Source organism: Bradyrhizobium sp. AS23.2 (genome assembly GCF_001908185.1).
GTDB lineage: Bacteria > Pseudomonadota > Alphaproteobacteria > Rhizobiales > Xanthobacteraceae > Bradyrhizobium.
The window spans coordinates 24,894-31,609 of sequence record NZ_LGHM01000186.1; the positions used below are offsets into that span (position 1 = coordinate 24,894).

The 6,716-nt window shown below is 63.0% G+C and carries 8 protein-coding genes; 3 read left to right on the top strand and 5 right to left on the bottom strand.

Annotated features, from left to right (window positions below; genetic code table 11):
• Positions 1–20 precede the first annotated feature (20 nt).
• Positions 21–857, top strand: coding sequence for a universal stress protein (locus AC630_RS34765; RefSeq protein ID WP_074122930.1), 837 nt, complete (start codon positions 21–23; stop codon positions 855–857).
• A gap of 26 nt (positions 858–883) precedes the next feature.
• Here the strand turns inward: AC630_RS34765 and AC630_RS34770 are convergent, their stop codons facing one another.
• Positions 884–1,777 (bottom strand): amino acid ABC transporter substrate-binding protein, encoded by an 894-nt coding sequence (locus AC630_RS34770; protein WP_074122919.1) that lies wholly within the window; start codon positions 1,775–1,777, stop codon positions 884–886.
• Positions 1,778–1,886: 109 nt separating this feature from the next.
• Here AC630_RS34770 and AC630_RS34775 point away from each other — a divergent pair, with 109 nt between their 5' ends.
• Together AC630_RS34775 and AC630_RS34780 are read left to right on the top strand one after the other, a co-directional pair.
• Positions 1,887–2,576 (top strand): GntR family transcriptional regulator, encoded by a 690-nt coding sequence (locus tag AC630_RS34775; protein ID WP_074122920.1) that lies wholly within the window; start codon positions 1,887–1,889, stop codon positions 2,574–2,576.
• Positions 2,577–2,615: 39 nt separating this feature from the next.
• Positions 2,616–3,983, top strand: a complete 1,368-nt coding sequence (locus AC630_RS34780; protein WP_074122921.1) for an NAD(P)/FAD-dependent oxidoreductase — start codon at positions 2,616–2,618, stop codon at positions 3,981–3,983.
• Between the two features lie 21 nt (positions 3,984–4,004).
• On the opposite strand, the gene AC630_RS34785 is transcribed toward AC630_RS34780, so the two are convergent.
• The 4 genes from AC630_RS34785 to AC630_RS34800 form a co-directional block, all read right to left on the bottom strand.
• Entirely contained in the window at positions 4,005–4,217 is a 213-nt protein-coding gene (locus tag AC630_RS34785) for a hypothetical protein (RefSeq protein ID WP_074122922.1), read from the bottom strand.
• A gap of 282 nt (positions 4,218–4,499) precedes the next feature.
• Positions 4,500–5,237 (bottom strand): ribulose-phosphate 3-epimerase, encoded by a 738-nt coding sequence (rpe, locus tag AC630_RS34790; RefSeq protein WP_074122923.1) that lies wholly within the window; start codon positions 5,235–5,237, stop codon positions 4,500–4,502.
• Positions 5,234–6,166, bottom strand: coding sequence for a CbbX protein (cbbX, locus tag AC630_RS34795; protein WP_074122924.1), 933 nt, complete (start codon positions 6,164–6,166; stop codon positions 5,234–5,236). The genes rpe and cbbX overlap by 4 nt, the downstream gene beginning before the upstream one ends.
• A gap of 104 nt (positions 6,167–6,270) precedes the next feature.
• Positions 6,271–6,678, bottom strand: coding sequence for a ribulose bisphosphate carboxylase small subunit (locus AC630_RS34800; RefSeq protein WP_074122925.1), 408 nt, complete (start codon positions 6,676–6,678; stop codon positions 6,271–6,273).
• Positions 6,679–6,716 lie beyond the last annotated feature (38 nt).

The following is a 6,716-nucleotide window of genomic DNA, read 5'->3' on the forward strand; positions in this document are numbered from 1 at the left end:
TGTCCATCGGAGACGCCGCCATGTACAAAGACATTCTCGTTCACATTCCGACCGAGCGATCGATGCGACCCGTGATTGACGGCTCGATCTCGCTGGCAGCCCACCTCAACGCCCATGTCGATGCGGTCGCCGTCGGCTATGTCGCAACCAGCGCAGCTTATGTAGTGGAGGCCGGCACCGCCGCGGCAGCCATATTCGAGATGGAACGCGAGCGCGCAGTGGAGAAGGCCGAGGCAGCGCTGGCAGTGTTCGAGAGCGAAGCCACGAAGGCCGGCATTTCCTACACATGCCACCCGCTTGGCGCGATCCCGGTCGATGCAGCCGGCTCGCTCGGCGCGATGGCGCGGCTACACGATCTCAGCATCGTGGTGCAGCCCGATCCGGCGCAAGGTTCATTCGACAACGACGTGCCCGGCGAGATCCTGTTCCAGGCGGGCGGCCCAGTGCTTTTCCTGCCCTATACCTTCCGTGGTGTATTCAAGGCGAAGCGGATCGGCATCTGCTGGGACGGCAGCCGCCTCGCCGCCCGCGCGATGCGCGACGCCGCACCCTTCCTGGCCCGCGCCGAGGAGATCGTGATCATCACGATCAACGAAGCCGACGCCGTTCCCGACGAAATCTCAGCGAGAAATCTTGCAAGACATCTCGGCCGGCGCGGACTCTCCACCCGCACGGTCAGCCTGTCGGCCGCGCGCGCCGATATTCAGCCGACCATCCTGTCGCTGGCCGCCGACGAGAACCTCGACCTGCTGGTGATGGGCGGCTACGGCCATTCCCGATTGCAAGAACGCTTCCTCGGCGGCGTCACCCGGGCCATGCTGGAAGCCATGACGGTTCCGACGATGATGTCGCATTGATCGAAGGATGATCCACAGCGTACCGATCAGACTCCGTTGTCGTTCGGATTAGCAACCGCCTCCTTAAGGGGTGCCGGCATCGGGAAGTTCAGGTTCACATTTCTGGGCGGAATGGGTTTCGTGAACCATTTCGCGTAGAGTTCCGCGAACCGGCCGCTCTTCATCATCGCAACCAGCGTCTTGTCGACCAACGCTTTGAATTCCGGATCGCCCTTGCGGATGATCAGCCCGTAAGGCTCGGTACGCAGGCTGTCGTCGATGATCCGCCAATTGTCGGGCGCCTGGCTGTTGGCAATGAGGCCTGCGAGCAGGATGTCGTCCATGACGAAGGCGTCGCTGCGGCCGGTGGTGAGCGCGAGGAAGGATGCGGCGTGGTCCGGGGACAGGACCTGCTTGACCGCAAAATTCTTCTCCTGGCCGCGTGTCAGAAGCAGGGTAATCGACGTCGAGCCAGTGGTCAGCGCGACCGGCTTGTCCTTCAGATCCTCGAACGTCTTGATCGGAGCATCCTTTCGGACCACGGCGCGAATGCTCGAGACGAAAATGGTGTCGCTGAAGGCGACCACCTTCTGACGCTCCAGCGTGTTGGTGGCCGGACCGCAGACGATGTCGATGGTCCCGTTCTCGATCAGCGGAATCTGCGTGCTGAGCTGGATCGGCTGCAGCTTGGTCTGAAGTGCAGGGAGCTTCAACTCGTCCTTCACCGCATCGACGATCAACGCGCAAAGATCCATCGCGAAGCCGACCGGCTTCTGATTGCCGTCGAGATAGGAGAAGGGGACCGAGACATCGCGGTGGCCGAGGCGGATTTCGCCGGCATCCCGGATCTTGGCCAGCGTCCCGCTGGGAGATTGGGCCTGAGCCGGGGCCGCGACCGCGACCGCGGTCAGAAACATCAGCGAATACAACAGCCCCTTCATGGCCTCACTCCTGCGGTGGATGCAATTCCTCAGTATTTTATACACACGATTGCATAATCCACAAATCGATTTTATACAATCTGGCTAGGCAACCACGACGAGATGCCGCATGAAATCGGGTGAAGTGGCGAAGCAACGGAGTGGGTCCAGTCACGGCTCCACGCCTGACGCCGTTCGCGAGGCGCTGCGGCGCGCGATCAGCGCGGGTGAGCTCGCGCCCGGCATTCAGCTCCGTCAGGACGAACTCGCCGAGAAATTCGGGACCAGCCGCATCCCCGTCAGAGAAGCGCTGCGGCAGCTCGAGGCCGAGGGTTTCGTGACGTTCCTGCCCAACCGTGGAGCGGTCGTCTCGGATCTCTCCATCGACGAGGTCGTTGAGCTGCTCGAAATTCGCATTGCGCTCGAATGCCACGCATTGCGCTTGGCCATCCCGGCCATGGGCGACATCGATCTCGATGATGCCAGGACAATTCTCCGCTCCTACGACGAGGAGCCCGATCCAGAGAAATGGGGCGCCTTCAACTGGCGCTTCCACAAGGCACTCTACGCCCCCTGCAATCGCCCTCGCCTACTTGCGATGATCGAGGCCAATTACGGCCACGTGAACCGCTTCACGCGCGCCCTCGTGTCCCGCGCCACCGGCAAGGATCGGCCGCAGCGCGAGCATTACGAGCTGCTCGAATATTGCCGCGACGGCGAAGTCGAGAAGGCCGTGCGCCTGCTGCGCGAGCACATCGTGCAGACGCAAAAGACGCTGCGATCAGCACAGCGTCATGCAACACGGGACCAGACCGACTGATCCGAGGACCGATCGTCCACCGAGTTGAGGAGAGTACGCTTGAAGACGAACGACGTCGAAATCCTGGTCATTGGCGCAGGCATGGCCGGCCTTGCCACGGCCTACTACCTCGCCGTCGAGCACAAGCGCTCGCGCCTGCTGAACGTCGATGAAGGCCAGCCGATGGCGCTGACGTCGGCACAATCCGGCGAGAACTACCGCAACTGGTGGCCCCATCCGACCATGGCTGCGTTTACCGACCACAGCACCGACCTGATGGAGGAAATCGCGCGCCGCACGGACAATCGCATCCACATGACGCGGCGCGGATATCTTCTCGTGACACGCGAGGAGAAACCTGAAGAGCTGCTCCGGCAGCTGCACGCCGGCTACGGTGCCTCGGCCTCGAAGCTGATCCGTCTACACGATGGACCGAACCAAAACTATTCGCCGCCGCTGTCGGCAGACTGGCAGACTGCGCCCGACGGCGTCGATGTGCTGCTCGGCCGAGATCTCATCCAACGCTACTATCCTGCGTTCGACAAGGAGGTCGCGACCGCGCTTCACATCCGCAGGGCCGGCGACATCAGCGGTCAGCAGCTCGGCCAGTACATGCTGGAGACGATGCGCCCGCTGGGTGCGCAATTTCAGCAGGCGCGTGTGGTCGGCATCGCCAAGGCTGACCGGTTCCTGGTTGACGTCATCGCCGACGGCGAGCGCCAGACCATCAAGGCGGACATCATCGTCAATGCAGCGGGCCCCTTTGCCTCGCATGTTTCGGCGATGCATGGCGAAAAGCTGCCGATCCAGAACATCCTTCAGCAGAAGATCGCCTTCGTCGATCGCAATCGCGCGGTAGACCGCAAGATGCCGTTCACGATCGATCTCGACGGCCAGACGCTCGCCTGGTCGGCGGAGGAGCGCGAGGCGCTGGCGGCCGCCCCCGAACTGGCCCGGTTGCTGGAACCAATGCCGGGCAGCATTCACTGCCGCCCCGACGGCGGCGATCAGGGTCAATGGATCAAGCTCGGCTGGGCCTTCAACTCGGACCCGTCCGAACCGACCCGCGACCCCGAGCTCGATCCCTATTTCCCGGAAATCGTGCTTCGCGCCGCCAGCCGGCTTCAGCCCGCGCTCAGGCAATATCTCGGTGCCCTGCCGCGCGACCGGGTGCATTACGGCGGCTTCTATCCGATGACGAAGGAGAACTGGCCGCTTATCGGCGCGGCCAGGACGCCGGGCGTGTTCCTGGCAGCCGCCTTGTCGGGGTATGGAACGATGTCGGCATGCGCTGCTGGGGATCTTTGCGCGCGGGCCGTGGTCGGCGCGCCCTCGCCTTCCTTCGCAAACGTTCTCTCGCTCGCGCGCTATGAAAACAAGGCGCTCATGGACGAGCTTGAGCGTGCCGAGAGCCGCGGCCTGCTCTGATCGCTAGCGAATCGGACGTCCTCACGCCGCGACGGGGGTTTCCCATGCCGCGGCCGCGACGGCGTCCTGGTCGCGCTGCGCATTGCAGGCCTCGAAATGCGCCTTCAGCGCGATCTCGGCTAGATGTTCGAAATGTTCGGCCTGGCCCAGAAGCTGCCAGTTCTGGAGCGGCCGGTAGGCCGCCTGCTGACGACAGAGGGACGCCAGCGCGCGGTAGCGACGTACATTCTCCATGAGACCTCCCTCGCATTTGGAGGATTTATTGCCCGAATTTGCGTCAGGCCGATGGCGGTTATGCAAAACATTTGCTGCGAGCCTGCCCGCATGCCTGGGTTAATTTTCAGGAAACGCGCGGCGGATATTGGTTCCTATCAATGAACCCAAGCACGGAACTCGCAAAGCTTGCCAGGCGTAGCGGCGGCGCTCGACGTTGATGCCAATCAGATCGAGATACCGTTCGATCGGCTCGGGCCGGCCGCCGGCACCACAGCGTTGTCGCCGCATGTCATCCGTAGTCTACCGGATGAGCACACCCTGTTCGGCCCGCACCCGCTGCTCGGAACTATCTTGCAGCTTTGGACGACGGCCGGCTTCCGCAGCTGCACGAATGGCCGCGATGTTGGCGGCATAATCGGCGCTGCTCTTGCCGCGGAACACCGCCGACCCCGCTACCAGCGTATCGGCGCCCGCGGCGGCAACGGCCGCGGCATTGTCGCGCGTGATGCCGCCATCGACCTCGAGCCGGATCGGCCGGTCGCCGATCATGCTTCGAATGCGCCCGATCTTCTCGACCTGGGATTCGAGGAAGGACTGGCCGCCAAAGCCGGGATTGACGGTCATCACCAGCACGAGATCGAGACGATCGAGCACGTATTCAATCGCGCTTTCAGGCGTTGCCGGACACAGGCTCACCCCGGCCTTCTTGCCGAGCGTACGGATCGCCTGAAGCGAGCGGTCGAGATGCGGGCCCGCTTCGGCGTGGACCGTGATGACATCGGCCCCGGCCTTTGCGAAAGCTTCGAGATAAGGATCGGTCGGTGCGATCATGAGATGCACATCAAAAATCTTCGCCGTCAGCGGCCGGACCGCCTTGATGACATCAGCGCCAAAGCTGATGTTCGGAACGAAGTGTCCATCCATGACATCGCAATGAATCCAGTCGGCTCCGGCTGCGTCGATGGCCGCGATCTCCTCGCCGAGCCGCGCGAAATCAGCCGCCAGGATCGAGGGGGCGATAATGATTTCTCTGGTCATGGCTTTGCACTCCGCGCGTCGGTCCCGCCGCTGAAGACGCGGCTTGCGAGGACATCTGCCGGGTCGATCGTCTCGAGATCGGCGACGTCAAGCATGCGGTCGAGATCGGACACCAGCCGATCGGCCTGCCGCAGGCGAATGCGATCGACCGCGTTGCGGATCGAGCGCGCATTGGAGAAGAACGGCTGGGTCCGGCGCAGCGCAATGTATCTTTCGAACGCCTCGCGCGCTGCGGCCGAGAAACGGTAGCCACGCTCCCTGAGCATCAGTTCGGCGATGACAAGCAGCTCGGTTTCCGCATAGTCGGGGAATTCGATGTGATGGGCAATGCGCGAGCGGAAGCCCGGGTTCGAGGCAAAGAAGCTCGTCATTCGCTCGCCATAGCCGGCGAGGATCACGACAAGGTCTTCGCGCTGGTTCTCCATCACCTGGAGCAGGATCTCGATCGCCTCCTGGCCGTAGTCGCGCTCGTTGTCGGGGCGGTGCAGGTAATAGGCTTCATCGATGAAGAGAACACCGCCCATCGCCTTCTTCAGTATCTCTTTGGTCTTCGGTGCGGTGTGCCCGATATATTGCCCGACGAGATCGTCGCGCGTCACCGAGATCACCTGCCCGCGCCGCACGAAGCCGAGCCCGTGCAGGATCTTGGCCATGCGCAGCGCCACCGTGGTCTTGCCGGTACCGGGATTGCCGGTGAACGACATGTGCAGCGTTGGCGGCGCGGAGGCCAGCCCCGCACGCTGGCGGATGCGTTCGATCAGCAGCAGCGACGCGATCTGACGCACGCGGTTCTTGACTGGCCGGAGGCCGATCAGCTCCTGTTCGAGCTGTTGCAGCGTATCCGTGATCCCGGCCGCTTCGGCTTCCTTGCGAAGATCGAAAACGGTCTCGCCGGGCTCCGTGGTCGTTGCGTGGGGGACATCCAGCATGGGCACCTCGAAGAAAAAGGGCTTCGCCGCCGGCGGGGGGAGCGGCGAAGCAGTGGTCCGCCAAGGATGCGGAGCAGGGAGCGCTCCGCGCGGAGGAGGACGACCTAAGTTGACGCCTGCGCGGCCGGCCGGCGCACGGTAGTGTAGTGGATCGCGCGTCCCCCGACCTCCTGTCGCACCAGCTCGAATTCCGCCTCCCGCGGTGGCCGGTTGACGAGGAAGGAGATCCGCACCGATTCCCAGCCATGGCTGGAATCGAATCCGCTGATACGGATGTAGCTGTTGCCATAGACCCTGCGGCATTCGGCGAGCTCCATCATCACGCCGGCGGCATCCTGAAGATCGAACATCGGCAGGCCCCACATCTCCCAATAGGTGTTGCGGGGATGCGGATCGTCGGTGAACTCAATATTCACCGCCCAGCCCTTGGTCAGGCAATATTGCACCTGCTTGGTGATCTGGTCGTCGGTGAGGTCAGGCAGATATGAGAAGCAACCTTGAGTCATCTTCATGTTGAAACTCCTCAGACGGTCTCGAGTGCGGTCGGCAC